The organism is Rhizobium laguerreae (assembly GCF_019778565.1).
Taxonomy (GTDB): domain Bacteria; phylum Pseudomonadota; class Alphaproteobacteria; order Rhizobiales; family Rhizobiaceae; genus Rhizobium; species Rhizobium laguerreae.
The window spans coordinates 430766-447019 of sequence record NZ_JAAXQT010000006.1 but is presented as its reverse complement, the minus strand read 5'-3'; the positions used below and the strand labels follow the sequence as shown (position 1 = coordinate 447019).

Here is a 16254-nt window from a genome sequence, read left to right as displayed (position 1 = left end):
CCAAAGGCGTTTACTCAGACGCGACAAATCCCTTCGGGATTTGCACATGGCGCGGGGTGGAGCAGCCCGGTAGCTCGTCAGGCTCATAACCTGAAGGCCGCAGGTTCAAATCCTGCCCCCGCAACCAAATACACACTTGAATATTTTGCCATTCAAGTCGCTTAACAGAAAGCTCCTCCGCGTAAGCGTCGAGGAGCTTTTTGCGTTTCTGCTGGGTGTCCAGCTCCCCGGACGCCAGCTGGCCTGCCACGGAACTTTCATCCGGCAGCGATGAGAGCCTCGGCGGCTTTTGATACGCAAATGGCGCGGTGCAACCGGAGGAAACGCGAAGCTTTCATCTTGCACAGCGAGCCACTCGTCTCAAAACGTCCTGAGCCTGGACACATCATAGCCAGCGACGACATAACTGCGTCGGCATTGTATGAGGTGCGTCGCCGTTGTACCATATAGTCTGACAAGCGCGCAGTGTTCATTGTATAGCCGGAGCCAAAGTCCGGTCGTGCGCTTCAACCCGATGAATAAGTAGCCGGGATCATGGAACTTATCGTCGCCCTTGGCCTGATCGTCTTGAAGGTCGCGTTCCTGATTGCGATCCTGCTGTTGCTACCCTTGCCGCTAACCTGGCTGGAACGCAAGATCGCCGGGCACATGCAGCAGCGGATGGGGCCGATGCGCGTGGGATGGCACGGGCTGTTGCAGCCGGTGGCGGACGGAATCAAGCTCCTGACCAAAGAGGATCACATCCCGGCCGAGGCCGACCGGTTCCTGTTCAAACTGGCGCCAATCCTGGCGCTCGCCCCGCCCTTTGTGGTGTTCGTCGCGATCCCCTTCGGCGAAACTATCTCGGTCCTCGGCCACGAGATCACGCTCTACGTCTCCAACATGAATGTGGCGCTCCTTTTTGTTTTCTCGGTGATCGGGATCGAGGTTTATGGCGTGATCTTCGGCGGCTGGGCCTCCAACAGCAAATACGCTGTTCTGGGCAGCCTCAGGACCTGCGCGCAGATGATCAGCTACGAGATCCCGATGGGGTTCGCGGTCATCGGCGTGGTCATGCTGGCGCAATCCATGAGCCTGCTCGAGATCGTGCGGGCGCAGGCCGATGTCTGGAACATCGTCTACCAGCCGGTCGGATTCTTCGTGTTCTTCGTCGCCGGGCTCGCCGAAGCGCAGCGCATACCCTTCGACCTGGCGGAGGCGGAGGGTGATCTGGGGGCCGGGTTCCATACCGAATACAGCGGTATCCGCTTTGCCTTCTTCATGGTCAGCGAATATGCCATCGTATTGCTTGTGTCGGTCCTGGTGGTGATCCTGTTCTTCGGCGGTTGGAACGGAGTTCTGATTCCCTTGCCACCGCTCCTGTGGTTTGTGCTCAAGATCGCGTTCTTCGTCTACGTGTTTATCTGGTTCCGCTTCACTTTCCCCCGCTACCGCTACGACCAACTGATGGCGATCGGATGGAAAGTCTTGCTTCCTCTTTCAATGGCGAACATAATTATAACCGGTGTACTTTTAGGAGCCGTAGCGGCTCCGTAGCGAGGCGGCGATGTCGCGCGCGCAGGACAGAGTTGGAACATGGATTGGTTGGGCGTTCTTTGCCGATCTGGCGAGCGCCTTGGCTCTGACCTTCGGCTACATGTTCTCCAGATCCGTGACCATGCAGTATCCGGACAAGGAAAAGTGGCTACCCTACTCCCGCTATCGCGGGCATCACTTCCTGACGCGTGATGAAGAGGGCGAGATCAAGTGCGTGGCCTGCGAACTCTGCGCGCGGATCTGTCCCTGCGACTGTATCGAAGTCGTCCCCTACGAGGACGAGAAGGGCAAGCGGCACCCGGCCAAATTCGAGATCGACACGGCCCGCTGCCTGTTCTGCGGGCTGTGCGAGGACGCCTGCCCGGCGGACGCGATCGCGCTTGGCCAACAATACGAATTCTCGAGTTTTTCCTCAGCTGACCTGGTGATCGGGTGCGATGATCTGCTCGCCAAGCCGGGTAAGGCGGCAACCGGCGGCGGCGTGGTTGCCGCGCGCCTGAATACGAAGAAGGACGTACTTGTCGAGACGAAAGAGACGCAGGGCTACAACTGGTGGCGGAATATCCGGCGAACATGAAAGCGCGCCAGCTGTCAAACCGAAGCGCTCGGAAGGAGGCTTAGATGTTTGTCGGTGAAATCATGAAAAACAAGGGTGTCGGTGTCATCGCAGTTGCTCCCGATCAAACGATGGTGGAGGTACTGCGGCTGTTTCGAGACAACAATATCGGCTTCGTCGTCGTCAGCCGATCGAACGGCAAATACCTCGGTACGCTGTCTGAGCGGGACTGCTGCAATGCGGTGGCGGAATACGGGGCCGAGGCGGCGGCAAAGCGGGCCGCGGACATCATGAACCGCAATGTGGCGACGTGTTCGACACAGGATTTGCTGCCCGTCGCGATGGGGATCATGACCCAGCGGCGTACGCGCCATGTGCTGGTCACGGATGGAGGCGACGTTGTCGGCGTGGTCAGCATCGGCGACGTGGTTAAACACAGGCTCGACGAAGCGCAGCGTACAGAGCAGGATCTGCAGGATTACATATGCGGGACCAGGTATCACTGACGTCGCCAACTCGATGTGAAGACGCCGGGCCGGGCAGCTTGCTGCGGAGCCTTGCGGTGCCCCGACCCCAAATCTTCAGATCCCACGCCAGATCCGGCTTGGGCGGTCGACCTCAAGAGTGGCATGCGCCTTCTGGACTTCCACCGCGCACGGATATTCGCCCCGCCGCAGCAGGCTGTTGAGACGCAAGGCTCTATAGTTTTCCGGAACGAAGACGAGGCCCTTTGGAAACCGCCTGTCGACCTTGAGCTGCGCCGTCAGTTCACCTCGGCCGGAACGCACGATTACCAGATCGCCATCCGAAAGGCCAAGCTCCGCGGTATCCTGCGCGCTCATCGCGACATAGGGATCGTTGGCGACTGTGTTCAGGATGTCCGACCGTTCGGAAAGATATCCGTTGTGGAACAGGCAGTCGCCAGTGATCAGCATGAGCCGGTCGGCTGCTGTTGGAACGGGCGGCGGCGCAAGGGACAGGCCAGCCGGTAATGTTGGCACCGCCTTGGTGAATGCGCCGTCGACGCCAAGCCCGTCCTGCGTCAACCCCTGATAGGCCGGAACCAGCCGGGCAATCTCGTCGAAAATTTCAGCTTGCGTCGATGGCCGCAGCGCCTGGTTGCGTAGCGCCGCGACGAAGTCGACAATCGCCAGATTGCTTCGCGCCTCGAAAACGGGCTCACGGAATTTGCGAACATTCTGGATCCGGCCCTCGTTGTTGGTGAACGTTCCGGATTCCTCGCCGTAGCCCGACGCGGGCAAGACGACCTCGGCCATGGCCGCCGTATCCGTGAGGAACGCGTCCTGCACGATCAGGAGATCGGCGGCGCCAAGCGCCCGCGTCACAAAGTCCCGGTCGGGATAGGCGACCAGGGGGTCGGTTCCGACGATGTAGAGCGCGCCCATCCGCCCACCGACGCAGAGCTCCAGCATGGCGTCGAGATCCGCGCCGGATTCAGATGGGATTTCGGCGCTCCAGTTTCGTGCAAGAGTTGCGCGCCCCGCGTCATCGGCGACCGCCCGCAGCCCCGGCAGAGCCGCCGGCAGGACCCCCATGTCCCAGGCGCCCATCTGGTTGGCACGGTCGAAGAGAAACTGCATCGCCGGGCCCTTGCCTAGCAGGCGGAGAACGTGCAGCAGGTTGTTGAGCTGCTGCAGCGTCGCACGCGCTTCGGGTGATCTCAGGAGGTCGACGCTGACAAGCACGGTGACGCTGCGGCCTTCCGTGAGCGCGGCGGCCAGGCGATCCGGCCCGTCACTGCCGGCGCCCGCCGCTGGCCTGCCGATTGCCGCATCGATGTCCGCAACAGCGCCGCCCGGCAAGGCCTGACCAGCGGCCGCCACGAGACCGGCCACCACCGCCGCAAGGCTCGCCGCTTCTCCGCCCGGAGGCACACGAACCACCACCCTGGCATCGGCGTCCAGACGCGATGGCCGCGCCGATAGCATGAGCAATCCGGTCTGCCGCCGCCGCGCGCTGTCCCGCAGCAGGTATTCGGTGACCGGGTTCTCCTCGGTTATATTGCCTCCGACGACGAGCACGCAGTCGTTGCCGATTAGGTCGTCCAGCGGCGTGCGGCTGTAGAAAGTTCCCAATAGCGGGCCGAGCGTATCGAAGGGCGCGGCCCAGCGTGACGAACAATCAATGTTGTTGGTCCGAAATACTGTTCGCATCAGCTTCTGGAACTGATAAAGCACTTCGTTGGGCAGGCGAGGTGAGGCCAGCCCGCCGGCATCCTTGCTCTCGACGGCCAACAGTCGCCGGCGCAGATAGTCCCCCGCTTCGTCCCAGGAAACCGGAACCAGGGCGCCATCGTGACGGATCATTGGCTGCTTGATCCGGTCCCGGCTTGCAACGAAATCGAGGCCGAAGCGTCCTCGCACGCAGAGCGTTTCGTGGTTGACACCTTCGTCCCACTTCGAGCGCACCCGCATGAACTCGCCCTTGCGCGTGCCCACCGTCAGCTGGCAACCGGTGCCACAATGCGGGCAGACCGTGTCGGTCTCTATGAGATCCCAGGGGCGCGCCTTGTAGCGATAGGGGAAGCTCATCAGCGCGCCGACCGGGCAGACCTCGACGCAATTGCCGCACTGGTCGCAACTTGCCAGACTGCCCTCGAAGCCGGTGACGGCGGTATCCATGCCTTTTTCGACGGTGCCCAGCGCCACCGCGCCGACGACCTCCTCACACATCCGGACGCAGCGCTGGCACTGGATGCAGCGGTTGACGTTCATGATGATGACCGGGCTCAGACGAATGTCCTCGGAGTGGAACACACGTTTGTCATCGCGGAATTGGCTCTCGCGAGGCCCGTAAGCCATCACCTGGTTCTGAAGCTCGCATTCGCCGCCCTTGTCACAGATCGGGCAGTCGAGGGGGTGGTTGGCGAGCAGCATGTCGAGCATGGAAGAGCGCGTTTCCTCGATCAGAGGCGTGTTCGTCCGCACCACCATACCGTCGGTGACCGCGGTGGCGCAGGACGGCTGCAGCCGCCGCAGCCCCTGGATCTCCACCAGACACATGCGGCATGAGGCCAGCGCCGGCAGCCGTTTCATATAGCAGAAGGTCGGGATGTCGACGCCCAAACGCTCGGCGGCCTGCAGCACTGTCGAGCCAGCTTCCACTTCCAGAGTTTGTTCATTGATCACAATGGTAACCATACTTCCTCGCAGTCCTATCCCGGCGCACGCCTTCAGTGAAACGGGCACCTCCGCTCCTCGATATGGGCGACGAATTCATCGCGGAAATGCGCGAGCGCCGCCCGCAATCCCATCGCTGCGCCGTCCCCCAAGGCACAAAACGTATTGCCGAAAATGCCCTTGCAGAGCATCTCCAGCTGCTCCAGATCGCCGGGTGCGCCATCCCCCGCCTCAATCCGGCGCAGGACCTTCACGACCCAGTTCAGTCCTTCCCGGCATGGCGTGCACTTGCCGCAGGACTCATGGTGGAAGAATTCGATGATCCGGGTGGCAACCTTGACCATGCAGGTGGTGTCGTCGATCACGATCACCCCGGCCGAACCGAGCATCGAGCCGGCAGCAGTCAGCGAGTCGAAATCCATCCCCACGTCCAGCCCGTGCTCCGGGATGACCGGCGCTGAGACCCCGCCCGGGATCACCGCCTTGATCTTGCGTCCCGGCAGCGGGCCGCCGGCGTGATCGACCAGTTCGCGCAGCGGTATGCCCATCGGCAACTCGTAGAGGCCGGGTTTGTGCACCTGCCCGCTGACGCAGTAGAGCTTCGGGCCGGGGCTCTTGTCCGGGCCGATGTCCCGAAACCAGTCCGGCCCCCGCACAACGATATGCGGCACGCAAGCGAGCGTCTCGACATTGTTGATGACTGTGGGGCTGGCGTAGAGCCCGGCCACGGCCGGAAAGGGCGGCTTCAATCGCGGCTGCGCCCGCTTGCCCTCGAGGGACTCGAGCATCGCGGTCTCCTCGCCACAGATATAGGCGCCGGCGCCGCAGTGGATGTGGACGGTGAAATTGAAATCCGAGCCTAGAATGCGCGATCCCAGATAACCCTTTTCGTGTGCCTCGGCGATCGCCTCCTCAAGGCGACGGATCGCCGTCACATATTCTCCGCGGATGTAGACATAGGCGGTTTTGGCTCCAATCGCATAGGCGCTTACCGCCAGCCCCTCGATGAGTTGATGCGGATCGCGCTCCATGATGATCCGGTCCTTGAAGGTGCCTGGCTCGCCCTCATCGGCGTTGCAGCAAAGATATTTCGGCTTGTCGACCTGCTTCGGCACGAAACTCCATTTCATGCCGGTCGGGAATCCGGCACCGCCGCGACCGCGCAGGTTGGACTGTTTGACGAGGTTAACGACCTCGTCAGGCGTGTATTCGCGCAGCGCCTTCGCCAGTGCCTGGTAGCCGCCGCCAGCCTCGTAGGTCGACAGCAGGTGACTGTCCGGCACGGCGACATTCTTGAGGAGAACCGGCTCGAACATGGCGCTACTCTCCGGGCGGTGTGGCGGCGAGATCGACACCTGTCGCTTGCCCCGCCTCAGTCCGCAACCTGTCAAGAAGCGCGTCGATACTCGCGACATCAAGGGCGCCGTGGTAATCGTCGCCGACCTGCATCACCGGAGCCATCTCGCAGGCACCGAGGCACTCGACGGAGGAAAGCGTGAACAGCCCGTCCGGCGTGGTGTCGCCCTTGCTGATCGCCAGCGCCGTTTCCAGATGCTTCAGCAGGTCCTCGGCTCCGCACAGCATGCAGGAAACATTGTCGCAGAGTTGCAGGTGGAACATGCCCACCGGCTCGGTATGGAAGAGCGTATAAAAGGTCGCCAGCTCGTAGACCCAGATCCGTTCGACTCCGAGAGTGTCGGCGACTTCTTCCAGCACCTGACCAGGCAGATGGCCACGCTCCCTCTGCGCGATCAGAAGCGCGGGCATGATCGCAGAGCGCTGGTCGGGATACCGCGCCGCTGCCTCTTTTATCTTTTCGCGCATGGTCATTGCATTCAAATCCCTGCTACTTGTCCACCTCCGCCATCACCGGGTCGAGACTGCCGAGCACGGCGATCATGTCGGCCAGATAGCGGGCGTTGGTCACCCCGAACAGTCCCTGAAGGTTGACGAACGAGGGTGCCCGCACCTTCATGCGGAATGGTTTTGGCGACCCGTCGCTGATGATGTAGAAGCCGAGCTCGCCCTTTGGCGCCTCGATCGCCGAATAGACCTCGCCCTTCGGCACCTTGAAGCCATAGGCCGACAGGTCGAAATGCTGGATCAGTGCTTCCATCGAGCAATGCACCTTATCCTTGTCCACCGGGAAGGCGATTGTTGGCATGTCGATCTGGAACGGCCCTTCGGGCATCTGGTCGAGGCATTGCTCGATGATCCGGATGCTCTCGCGCATCTCCTCGACGCGGCATTGCCAGCGTGCATAGCAGTCGCCCTCGTCGCGGGTGATGACATTGAAGTCGAGCCGGTCGTAAATCTCATAGGGCTCGTCGCGGCGGATGTCCCAGTCGACGCCCGAGGCGCGCAGGTTCGGGCCGCTCAGTCCGAGATCGATGGCGTCCTCGGCGGAGATTACGCCGATCCCCTGCGTGCGCTTCAGGAATACCCGGTTGTTTTCGAGCAACCGCTCATAGTCGCGGATGCGGTTCGGGAAGATGTCGCAGAACTCCCTGATCTTGGGAAGGAAACCGTCAGGCAGATCCTCGCGCACTCCGCCGACCCTGCAGAAGGACGTGTGCATGCGCGCACCGCTGATCATTTCCAGGAGATCCATGATCATTTCACGCTCCCGCATGGCGTAAAGCAAGGCGGTCATGGCGCCGAGGTCCATCGGCAGCGCGCCGGTGATCAAGACATGGCCGGAGATCCGCGCCAGCTCGGCCATCATCACGCGGATATATTGTGCGCGAATCGGTGCTTCTATGCCGAGGAGTTTCTCCACCGCCAGCGCGAAGGCGAGGTTGTTCGACGGTGGACAGAGGTAGTCGAGTCGGTCGGTGAGCGGAAAAATCTGGGTGTAGGTGAAGCTCTCCGCCAGTTTTTCGGTGCCGCGATGGAGGTAGCCGATGTGTGGATCCACGCGCTTGACGTACTCGCCGTCCAATTCCAGGACGAGCCGAAGAACCCCATGCGTGCTGGGGTGCTGGGGGCCGAGATTGAGAAGCACCTCCTTGGTGTCGAACGCTTCGCCTTGCGGGCTGATCAGTTCGGTGACTTCGGTCATTTTAAGTTCCCGGCGTGGAGCGGCCTCCCTTATGGAATGTTCTTGGTGGCGAGGTCGGGCTGCGTCGGCGGCGTGCCTTCGGCGCCAAACGGGTTCAGCTTGTCCTTGTAGCCACGGAGCGGAAAATCCTTGCGCTGCGGGAAGCCCTCGAACCCTTCCCACATGTAGATCCGGCGTAAATCGGGGTGGCCCTCGAACCTGATCCCGTACATGTCCCAGGCTTCGCGCTCATGCCAATTGGCGGTTCGCCAGATCCCCGTCACCGACGGGACCCGCGGCGGATCGGCGAGGCGGCATTTGATGCGAACGCGCAATTTGTTCGGTAGCGAATAGAGGTGGTACACCGTCTCGTAGCGTGGCATCTCAGGATAATGATCGACCCCGCAGATGTCCGACAGGAAGTTGAACCGCAACGCCGGGTGTTCCTTCAGAAACCGGCAAAGCTCGACGATCATGTCAGGCGGAGCGGCGAAGGCATGTACACCATGCGCGAAGCCAAGATCGTCGATTGCCTCGCCGAAACGCTCCGTGATCGTAGTGCGGATGAGGGGCGTCTCCACACTCATGACGCTGCAACCCGATCCAGAGGAGTCCCGGCCAGTGCTCGGGATTTTTTGATCTTCTCCTGAAGTAGCAGGAATCCATGCATCAGCGCCTCGGGCCGCGGCGGGCAGCCGGGCACATGCACGTCCACCGGCACGAAGGTCTCCGCTCCCTGCACCACCGCGTAGGTGTTGTAGACCCCGCCCGAGATAGCGCAGGTGCCCATTGCGATGACCCAGCGGGGCTCCGGCATCTGGTCATACAGGCGGCGCACCACGGGCGCGAACTTCCGCGTTACTGTGCCGGCGATGATCATCACATCGGACTGGCGGGGCGATGGCCGGAACACCACGCCGAACCGGTCGAGATCATAGCGGGCGCACCCCGCCGAGATCATCTCGATGGCGCAGCAGGCAATTCCGAAAGTTTCGGGCCACAGCGCCGAGCTTCGGCTCCAGTTGATAACGCTCTCGGCCGTGGTGAACAGCACGCTGTCGCGGATCGCGTTGTTTACGCCTCCCATTCGAGTGCTCCCTTCAGCCAGGCGTAGGCGAAGCCCACAAGAAGCAGCAATATGAAGACGAACATCTCGACAAAGCCGACCAGCCCGATGTCTTTCAGGACGACGGCCCAGGGAAAGAGGAACATCGTCTCGACATCGAAGACAACCAGCAGGATCGCAAGGATAAAAAACGGCACTCTGAAGCGCCCCGCGGCGGCCTCACCCGCGGCGTCCATGCCGCACTCATAGGGCATGTTCTTTTCGGGATAGGGATTGGACGGACGCAGCAGCGAGGAGACAAAAAGCGTCGCCCCCGTCACCAGAACGACTCCGACGATCATAAAAAGAACCGGCAAGAATTCCATCGCAGCCATATCGCACTGCACCGGTTACCCACTGAGAGCTTTCCTCAGGCCGCGACCGTCCTGTTCAGGACCGTAATGCGGTCGCCCCGGGAAGCAACTTGGGCAATCCTTTCTTGAGCTTTGAGTTTATTCCGTCGGACAGATCATTGCAAATTCAATCGGTCAGCCGCCAACACGGAATGCTGGGCAAGTCCTAAAAACCATGCGGGAAACAGGCCGATGCCGATGGTGCCGGCAGCAGTGAAGGCGAGCGTCGCGCGCACCAAGGGCGTCAGCGCCGGGTCGAACGTCCTTTCCGGCTCGCGCATGTAGATCACCATGACGATGCGGATATAAAAGTAGGCGGCAACAGCACTCAGCAGCACTGCGATCACCGCCAGGATGACGAACCCTCGCTCGACGAGCGCCACCAGCACGTAGAATTTGGCGAAGAACCCGGCCGTTGGCGGAATGCCGGCCAGCGAGAACAGATAGAGCAGCATCAGAAGTGCCAGCCCCGGATGCAACTTGGCGAGACCCGCATAGTCTTCGATAACCTCGCCGGAAAAATCGCCGTTCCGCATCAGGATGACGATGCCGAAAATGCCGAGATTCATGAGCGAGTAGATCAGCAGATAGATCATCACGCTGGCGATCCCGTCCGCCCCGCCGGCCACCACGCCGAAAAGAGCGAACCCGGCATGGGCGATGCTGGAATAGGCCAGCAGGCGCTTGAAATTATCCTGCACCAGTGCAACGAAACTCCCGAGCGCCATCGTCACCACAGCAATGACCGCGACGATGATCCAAACGTTGGAGGTTGCGACCAGAGGGTTGAGGAACACCCGCAGGATCACCGCGAACCCCGCCGCCTTAGGCCCCACGGACATGAAGGCGGTAATCGTCGTCGGCGCGCCTTCATAGACGTCCGGCACCCACATGTGGAACGGCACCGCACCGACCTTGAAGACCAGCCCCGCGACGATGAAGACCACCGCCAGCAGCAAGCCGGGGTCGCGCGGAGCGCCGGTCACGGCCGCAGCCATACCGTCCAATTGCGTCGTGCCGGTGAGCCCGTAGACCAGCGAAACGCCGTAGAGGAAAATTCCGGTCGAGACCGCACCAAGGATTACGTATTTCAGCGCCGCTTCGTTCGATCGCCGCTCACGCCGCAGAAATCCGGTCAGCACGTAGGTGCAAAGCACCATCAACTCGAGGCCCACGTAGATCGAGAGGAGATCGGTCGCCGAGGCCATGATCATCATTCCCGAAAGGGCCAAAAGCAGCAGGACATAGTATTCGCTGCTCCCGATCCCTTCGATTTCGGCATATTTCCGCGAAAGCAGGAATGTCAGAATGGTGGCTATGTAGAACACGAACTTGAAGAAGACCGCGAAGCGGTCGGCGATGAACATGCCAGTATAGGCCGGCCGCACTTCTCCCGCCAGCATCAGTGTCGCCAAGGCGGCAATCAGCACGACCGTGACGGAAGCCCAGACAAGGAAATACTTCTGCCCCTTGCGCAAAAACTGTCCCAGGATCAGCAGGATGCAGGCTCCAGTAATCACCACGATCTCGGGCAGGCTTGCGAGGGCCGACTGGAAAAGTGCGGCGACGATCATTGGCCGCTCCCCTTGGCATGCACCTGCACCAGCAGATGTTCCACCGAAGCGTCCATGATATTGAGAAAGGGCTTCGGATAGAGCCCGACCCACAGCACGAAGACGGCCAGCGGCAGGGTCGCTGCCAGCTCGCGGGCGTTCACGTCGCGTATCTTGAACCGGACGCTGACGCTGGCCGGACCAAGCGCGACTTTCCTATACATGCCAAGCAGATAGGCCGCGCCAAGCAACGCGCCCACAACGGCGGCCGCGCCGATGGCCAGGTTGGCCGCAAACCCGCCCGACAGGACCAGCAACTCGCCGACGAACGAATTCGTTCCCGGCAGCGCCATCGACGACAGAGTAAACAGCGCAAGAAACGCGGTATAGACGGGTGCTGCCTTCATCAGCCCGCCATAATCAGCGATGCTGCGGGTATGGGTCCGCTCGTAAATCAAGCCGACGAACAGGAACAACGCGCCCGTCGTCACGCCATGATTGAACATTTGCAGGATACCTCCTTGGAGCCCGCGGAGGTTCAGCGCAAATATCCCCATGGTCACGAAGCCCATGTGGCTGATGCTGGAATAGGCCACCAGTTTCTTCAGATCGTCCTGTGCCAGCGCGAGCAACCCGCCATAGACGATCGCAAGCGCTGAAAGCGAAAGCATCGGTGTCGAATAATATACCGACGCCTCTGGCAGCATCGGCAGCGAGAACCGCAGGAACCCATAGGCGCCCATCTTCAGGAGTACGCCCGCGAGGATGATGCTGCCCGCGGTCGGCGCTTGTACATGGGCGTCCGGCAGCCAGGTATGGACCGGGACCATCGGCACCTTGACCGCGAAGGCGATCAGGAAGGCGAAGAACAGCCAGGATTGGACCCGGAATGGCAAATCCTGTGCAGTGAGGGCGAGGATGTCGAAGGTCTCGCCGCCGTTGAAATAGAGCACGATGACACCGACCAGGAACAGGACACTGCCCGCCAGAGTGTAGAGGAAGAACTTGAACGCCGCATAGATCCGGCCGTCGCCGCCCCAGACGCCGATGATCAGGTACATCGGGATCAGCATCGCTTCCCAGAAAACGTAGAACAGGAACAGGTCGAGCGCGCAGAACACCCCCAGCATCAGCGCCTGCATGGAGAGCAGACTGACCATGAACGCCTTCACCTTGCGGTCGATCGCAACCCACGAGGCGAGCACACAGATCGAACCCAGCAACGCGGTCAGGAACACGAAGAGCGCGCTTATCCCGTCGATACCAAGCGCATAAGTGATCCCGAGCGCGGGCACCCAAGGGCGCTTCTCTGTGAACTGCATCTCGTGGGTCGTGGTGTCGAATCCGGCCAGCATGGCGATGCAGAGGGCGAGGTCGAGGATTGTGACACCCAGCGCTGTCCAGCGCACCGCATCGTCGCCGCGGAGAAACATCAGAACCGCTGCCCCGGCGACGGGCGTGAAAATTATGAAGCTCAGAAGCGGCAATCCCATCGCGCCCCCTACCGCCATACTACGGCGAAGACCACGGCGGCTGCGATCACACCAGCGATCATCGCCAGCGCGTAATGGGTCACGACGCCGGTCTGGAGCCGCCGGAGCCGCCCGCCGCCGCGCAGGATCGAGCGGGCGACGCCGTTCACGACGGCGTCCACGCCGGTGAGATCGATCCACAGTCCCGCCCGTGCCGTCCCATGCAGGAAGGGTAGCGCGGCTGTCTCGGACACGTTGCTTACCGCCTTCTCATAGCGCGCCAGCGGTTTTTCGGCGAACCACATGAAGAGCCGCGCGCCCTTGCGGTAGAACCAGTCGGTGTCGATGCTGATCGTGTTCTCGGGGTCGAGCGCCCTGAGGAACAGCACGAATCCCAGTGCGGTGAACATCAACAAGCTGAGGCTCTCGGTGAGATGGACGCCCGTATAGGGTTCGAAGTCGACCGAATAGGGAAGGAGAGCGTAAAGCGGCTGCGGGAATACCCCGATCGCAATGCAGAGCACCGCCGCCATGCCCATCGCAACCAGCATGTTGCGCGGCGGCTCCCGCGCCTCCAGTTTCCGGTCCACGCCGAAAAACATGTAATACGGGAGCTTCAGGCCCGTGTGCAGGAACGTCCCCGACGACGCCATCGTCAACGCCACCACCACCAGCGCCCGATGATCCTGTCCGGCGGCGGCAATCACCATCGATTTGGTGACAAAGCCTGAGAAGAACGGAAACGCCGAGATTGCGAAGGCGCCGACCATATAGAGCGCCACCGTTATCGGCATGGTCCTGTAGAGCCCGCCAAGTTCGGTGAGCTTGCGGCGGCCGGTCACGTGGATCACCGCTCCTGCGCCCATGAATAGCAGTGCCTTGTAGAGGATATGCGCGAAGGCGTGGCTGGAGGCGCCGTTCACTGCCATCTCGGTGCCGATGCCGATACCTGCCACCATGTAGCCCACTTGGCTGACGATATGATAGGCGAGCAGCCGCCGGCAGTCGTTCTCCAGCACCGCGTAGATGACACCGTAAAGCGCCATTGCAGTGCCGAGCCAAACCAGAAGCTCGGTCCCCGGAAACGTCCGCGCCAGGACATAGACGGCGGTCTTCGTGGTGAAGGCGCTCATAAACACCGCCCCGGTGACAGTCGCCTCGGGGTAAGCATCAGTCAGCCAAGCGTTAAGGGGCGGCACCGCGGCGTTGAGCATGAACCCGGCAAGGATCAGGTAGGCGCCGACGCCCATCCCCCCCGCGATCGGGCCGAGGAGCAGCGAACCCGTGGCGAGCTCGTGGAGAATGACGCCACCGAGCAGAACGACGCCGCCGGTGATGTGGACCATGAGATAGCGGAAACCGGCGGCAACCGCCTGCCGGCCGCCCTGGGCGAAAACCAGATAGGCAGAGGCAAACGCCATGCCTTCCCAGAACAGGTACAAGGTCAGGTAGTCGCCGGCGAAAACCACACCAAGCGCGCTGCCGACATAGACGAACGCAGCGACATGCTGGCCGGGGCGCGTCAGGTGCAGAGCGTAGACCGTTCCGATCAGCGCCATAATGGTGAAGACCGTTGCGAAGACGATGCTCAGCTTGTCGACCTTCGCGATGAGGATTTCCTGCCCAATGAACGATGCCGCGCCGTAGCTGCCTGACTGCATCGTGAGCACGGTGAGGATCGCAAGTATCGGGATCAGCAGCAGATAGGCCTTGCGGATCGACCCGTTCAGAAAGGGGATCGGCAGGACACCGAGAATGAACAGCAGGGCGGGATGGACGAAGTCAGTCATAATAGTCCTCGCGCCGCATGAGCCCAGCCCGATGACCGAGGAACTTGGAAACGAAAATCAGCAGCACGCAGGATAAGAAGCCGTAGACGGCCGACCAGCCCGGCAGACGGTCCCACGGGTATTCGGCGTGTTCGCGCGGCACCAGGAAGTCGGCGATGACGATCAGGACGAGCACCAGATAGAAAAGCCGACGCCGTTCGGTCGCATACTTTCCGTCGCCAAAGAAATCGACCACGCGCTTTATCACCTGACAACTCCTTCCGCCAAGGCGACGAAATAGTCGGGGAAGATGCCCATCGCCACCGACAGGATGGCGGTCGCAACTAGCGGGATCGTCACCATCGGAATTTCACGGACCGTTGCCGGGCTCCCTTGCGCCTCCGTCCCGAAAAAGGCGACATAGCTGACCGGCAGGAAATAAGCGGCGTTGAGAACCGAACTCGCTAGGAGCACGATCAGGAACGCGATTTCCCCCGCCTCCACCGCGCCTCGCGCCAGATACCACTTGCTCACGAACCCCGCAGTCGGTGGCACGCCGATCATGCTGAGTGAGCCGACGAAGAACGCCCCCATCGTCCAGGGCAACCGGCGGCCGATACCAGCCATGTCGCTGATGTTGCGCTTGCCAGACGCGCAATAGATCGACCCGGCGCAGAAAAACAGTGTGATCTTTGAGAATGCATGCGCCGCGATGTGGATGATCCCACCGACCATCGCGACCGGCGAGAGCAGAACCGCCCCCAGCACGATGTAGGAGAGCTGGCTGACCGTCGAATAGGCGAGCCGCGCCTTCAGGTCGTCCCGCGTCAGGGCGTAGACCGACGCCATCAGAATCGTGAACGAGACCAGATAGGCCGTGGCGATGCCCAGTCCTAGCCCGTCCACCAGCCCCGTGCCGAACACATGGAACACCAACCGCAGCACGCAAAACACGCCCATCTTGACCACGGCCACGGCATGCAGGAGCGCACTGACCGGTGTCGGCGCCACCATCGCGGCAGGCAGCCATGCGTGCATCGGCATCACCGCAGCCTTGGCGAAGCCGAAGAGGTAGCAGAAATAGACGACTGTCAGCAGCGCCGCCGAAGCATCGCTCCCTGCCAGCAGGCCCCCCGTGACAAAGTCGAGCGATCCCGCAATGTGGTAGGTCAGCGCCAGCGCGGCGAGAAGCACGCTCTTTGACGCTCCCATCAAATAGACCAGGTACTTGCGGCTGCCCGCCCATCCCTCTTCGTCTTCGTGGTGGTAAACGAGCGGATAGGTCACGAGGGTGAGCATCTCGTAGAAGATCACCAGCGTGAACAGATTGGCGGAAAAGGCGCCCCCGACCGCTGCCGCGAGACTGGCGGCAAAGCAGGCGAAGAACCGGGTCTGCGCATGCTCGTTCAAGTGCCGCATGTAGCCGATGGAATAGATCGCCGCGACAATCCACAGCAGCGACGAGACGGTGGCAAACACCATGCCGAGCGCATCGACCCGGAAGGCCAAGTCAATCCCCGGCAGAACCTCAAACAGGCGCAATTCGACCGTCCCGCCCGCCAGCACCGTGGGCGCCATCGAGACGACAATTGCGAACATGGCGATTGCCGCCAATGGCGAGACGATATCGCGGAGTTTCTCGCGGTTGTTCAGTAGAAGAACTGCAAGGGCCGCCAGGCCCGCGACGGCGACGGCAAGTAGCGGCCGGATCGATATCACCGGGTCCAAGC

General features: G+C 61.6%; 15 protein-coding genes and 1 tRNA gene. 4 read left to right on the top strand and 12 right to left on the bottom strand.

Annotation, left to right across the window (positions count from 1 at the left end):
• Window positions 1–50 precede the first annotated feature (50 nt).
• The 4 genes from HFO71_RS21000 (at window position 51) to HFO71_RS20985 (ending at window position 2598) form a co-directional block, all read left to right on the top strand.
• Window positions 51–127: transfer RNA gene (locus HFO71_RS21000), tRNA-Met, on the top strand.
• A 407-nt stretch (window positions 128–534) separates the two neighbouring features.
• On the top strand, window positions 535–1536 hold the full coding sequence (nuoH, locus tag HFO71_RS20995; protein WP_077977064.1) for an NADH-quinone oxidoreductase subunit NuoH: 1002 nt from the start codon (window positions 535–537) through the stop codon (window positions 1534–1536).
• Window positions 1537–1546: 10 nt separating this feature from the next.
• On the top strand, window positions 1547–2113 hold the full coding sequence (locus tag HFO71_RS20990; protein ID WP_077977065.1) for an NADH-quinone oxidoreductase subunit I: 567 nt from the start codon (window positions 1547–1549) through the stop codon (window positions 2111–2113).
• Between the two features lie 44 nt (window positions 2114–2157).
• The gene (locus HFO71_RS20985) at window positions 2158–2598 is read left to right on the top strand and encodes a CBS domain-containing protein (RefSeq protein ID WP_077977066.1); all 441 of its coding nucleotides are present in this window, start codon (window positions 2158–2160) and stop codon (window positions 2596–2598) included.
• A gap of 75 nt (window positions 2599–2673) precedes the next feature.
• Here HFO71_RS20985 and nuoG read toward each other — a convergent pair whose 3' ends face one another.
• The 12 genes from nuoG to HFO71_RS20925 all read right to left on the bottom strand — a co-directional run bounded on the left by nuoG (window position 2674) and on the right by HFO71_RS20925 (window position 16252).
• Entirely contained in the window at window positions 2674–5253 is a 2580-nt protein-coding gene (gene nuoG, locus HFO71_RS20980; protein WP_221988386.1) for an NADH-quinone oxidoreductase subunit NuoG, read from the bottom strand.
• Window positions 5254–5285: 32 nt separating this feature from the next.
• Window positions 5286–6548: an NADH-quinone oxidoreductase subunit NuoF gene (gene nuoF, locus HFO71_RS20975; protein WP_168257961.1), complete on the bottom strand. Its 1263-nt coding sequence runs from the start codon at window positions 6546–6548 to the stop codon at window positions 5286–5288.
• A gap of 4 nt (window positions 6549–6552) precedes the next feature.
• The gene (gene nuoE / locus HFO71_RS20970) at window positions 6553–7062 is read right to left on the bottom strand and encodes an NADH-quinone oxidoreductase subunit NuoE (RefSeq protein WP_131640135.1); all 510 of its coding nucleotides are present in this window, start codon (window positions 7060–7062) and stop codon (window positions 6553–6555) included.
• Window positions 7063–7078: 16 nt separating this feature from the next.
• Complete coding sequence (gene nuoD / locus HFO71_RS20965; protein ID WP_027663739.1) at window positions 7079–8293, bottom strand: NADH dehydrogenase (quinone) subunit D; 1215 nt, start codon at window positions 8291–8293, stop codon at window positions 7079–7081.
• 29 nt (window positions 8294–8322) lie between these two features.
• On the bottom strand, window positions 8323–8859 hold the full coding sequence (locus tag HFO71_RS20960; protein WP_063474343.1) for an NADH-quinone oxidoreductase subunit C: 537 nt from the start codon (window positions 8857–8859) through the stop codon (window positions 8323–8325).
• On the bottom strand, window positions 8856–9359 hold the full coding sequence (locus HFO71_RS20955) for a NuoB/complex I 20 kDa subunit family protein (protein WP_017961917.1): 504 nt from the start codon (window positions 9357–9359) through the stop codon (window positions 8856–8858). Before HFO71_RS20955 ends, HFO71_RS20960 begins: the two co-directional genes overlap by 4 nt.
• Window positions 9347–9712 carry an NADH-quinone oxidoreductase subunit A gene (locus HFO71_RS20950; protein WP_017961916.1) on the bottom strand — a complete coding sequence of 122 codons (366 nt, stop codon included), beginning with the start codon at window positions 9710–9712 and terminating at the stop codon, window positions 9347–9349. Before HFO71_RS20950 ends, HFO71_RS20955 begins: the two co-directional genes overlap by 13 nt.
• A gap of 134 nt (window positions 9713–9846) precedes the next feature.
• Window positions 9847–11304: an NADH-quinone oxidoreductase subunit N gene (locus HFO71_RS20945; RefSeq protein ID WP_131640133.1), complete on the bottom strand. Its 1458-nt coding sequence runs from the start codon at window positions 11302–11304 to the stop codon at window positions 9847–9849.
• Window positions 11301–12776 (bottom strand): NADH-quinone oxidoreductase subunit M, encoded by a 1476-nt coding sequence (locus tag HFO71_RS20940; RefSeq protein WP_131640132.1) that lies wholly within the window; start codon window positions 12774–12776, stop codon window positions 11301–11303. The genes HFO71_RS20945 and HFO71_RS20940 overlap by 4 nt, the downstream gene beginning before the upstream one ends.
• 8 nt (window positions 12777–12784) lie before the next feature.
• Window positions 12785–14545 (bottom strand): Na(+)/H(+) antiporter subunit D, encoded by a 1761-nt coding sequence (locus HFO71_RS20935; protein WP_131640131.1) that lies wholly within the window; start codon window positions 14543–14545, stop codon window positions 12785–12787.
• Window positions 14538–14792 carry a hypothetical protein gene (locus HFO71_RS20930; protein ID WP_017961912.1) on the bottom strand — a complete coding sequence of 85 codons (255 nt, stop codon included), beginning with the start codon at window positions 14790–14792 and terminating at the stop codon, window positions 14538–14540. Before HFO71_RS20930 ends, HFO71_RS20935 begins: the two co-directional genes overlap by 8 nt.
• Window positions 14789–16252, bottom strand: a complete 1464-nt coding sequence (locus HFO71_RS20925; protein ID WP_077977074.1) for a monovalent cation/H+ antiporter subunit D family protein — start codon at window positions 16250–16252, stop codon at window positions 14789–14791. The genes HFO71_RS20930 and HFO71_RS20925 overlap by 4 nt, the downstream gene beginning before the upstream one ends.
• Window positions 16253–16254: the final 2 nt, after the last annotated feature.

Excerpts from the sequence above, each read along its gene's own strand:
- nuoH (WP_077977064.1), top strand. The coding sequence starts at position 535 with ATGGAACTTATCGTCGCCCTTGGCCTGATCGTCTTGAAGGTCGCGTTC.
- HFO71_RS20990 (WP_077977065.1), top strand. The coding sequence starts at position 1,547 with ATGTCGCGCGCGCAGGACAGAGTTGGAACATGGATTGGTTGGGCGTTC.
- HFO71_RS20985 (WP_077977066.1), top strand. The coding sequence starts at position 2,158 with ATGTTTGTCGGTGAAATCATGAAAAACAAGGGTGTCGGTGTCATCGCA.
- nuoG (WP_221988386.1), bottom strand. The coding sequence starts at position 5,253 with ATGGTTACCATTGTGATCAATGAACAAACTCTGGAAGTGGAAGCTGGC.
- nuoF (WP_168257961.1), bottom strand. The coding sequence starts at position 6,548 with ATGTTCGAGCCGGTTCTCCTCAAGAATGTCGCCGTGCCGGACAGTCAC.
- nuoE (WP_131640135.1), bottom strand. The coding sequence starts at position 7,062 with ATGACCATGCGCGAAAAGATAAAAGAGGCAGCGGCGCGGTATCCCGAC.
- nuoD (WP_027663739.1), bottom strand. The coding sequence starts at position 8,293 with ATGACCGAAGTCACCGAACTGATCAGCCCGCAAGGCGAAGCGTTCGAC.
- HFO71_RS20960 (WP_063474343.1), bottom strand. The coding sequence starts at position 8,859 with ATGAGTGTGGAGACGCCCCTCATCCGCACTACGATCACGGAGCGTTTC.
- HFO71_RS20955 (WP_017961917.1), bottom strand. The coding sequence starts at position 9,359 with ATGGGAGGCGTAAACAACGCGATCCGCGACAGCGTGCTGTTCACCACG.
- HFO71_RS20950 (WP_017961916.1), bottom strand. The coding sequence starts at position 9,712 with ATGGCTGCGATGGAATTCTTGCCGGTTCTTTTTATGATCGTCGGAGTC.
- HFO71_RS20945 (WP_131640133.1), bottom strand. The coding sequence starts at position 11,304 with ATGATCGTCGCCGCACTTTTCCAGTCGGCCCTCGCAAGCCTGCCCGAG.
- HFO71_RS20940 (WP_131640132.1), bottom strand. The coding sequence starts at position 12,776 with ATGGGATTGCCGCTTCTGAGCTTCATAATTTTCACGCCCGTCGCCGGG.
- HFO71_RS20935 (WP_131640131.1), bottom strand. The coding sequence starts at position 14,545 with ATGACTGACTTCGTCCATCCCGCCCTGCTGTTCATTCTCGGTGTCCTG.